The following is a 541-nucleotide window of genomic DNA, read 5'->3' as shown; positions in this document are numbered from 1 at the left end:
GTCCGCTCGGGCTCGACGTTGGCGACCACGCTGATCGTCCCCGTGCCCCCGATAGAGAGGATCGGTAGCGTGAGGCCGTCGTCGCCCGACAGCACGGCGAACGCCTCGTCGCGGGTGCGCTCGATCACCTCGCTGATGAGGTTGAGGTCGCCCGAGGCGGCCTTGTACCCGCGGATGTTCGGGTGTTCGGCGAGCTCGGCGGTCACGTCGACCGGGATCGACTGGCCGGTGCGGCTCGGCACGTTGTAGACGATCTGCGGGAGGTCGACCTCGTCAGCGATGGTGCGGTAGTGGTCGAGGAACCCCCGCGGCTCGGGCTTGTTGTAGTACGGCGAGATCAGGAGGAGGCCGTCGGCGCCCGCGTCGGCCGCGCGCCGCGACAGCGACAGCGCCTCCGCGGTGTTGTTCGAGCCGGTGCCGGCGATGACGGGGATGTCGTCGAGGGCGTCGCGGACCGTCTCGATCACCGCGACGTGCTCGTCGTGGCTCATCGTCGCCGACTCGCCGGTCGAGCCGACGGGGACGACGCCGTCGACGCCCG

Annotated in this window: 1 protein-coding gene; it reads right to left on the bottom strand. The window is 70.8% G+C overall.

The window, feature by feature from the left end:
- Nucleotides 1-541, bottom strand: a 541-nt coding sequence (dapA, locus tag D3D02_RS18815) for a 4-hydroxy-tetrahydrodipicolinate synthase (RefSeq protein WP_121571354.1), incomplete at both ends; no start/stop codon positions are given.

It is taken from the genome of Halobellus sp. Atlit-38R (genome assembly GCF_003665925.1).
Lineage (GTDB): Archaea > Halobacteriota > Halobacteria > Halobacteriales > Haloferacaceae > Haloquadratum > Haloquadratum inordinatus.
This window is presented reverse-complemented; position numbering and strand designations above follow the sequence as displayed.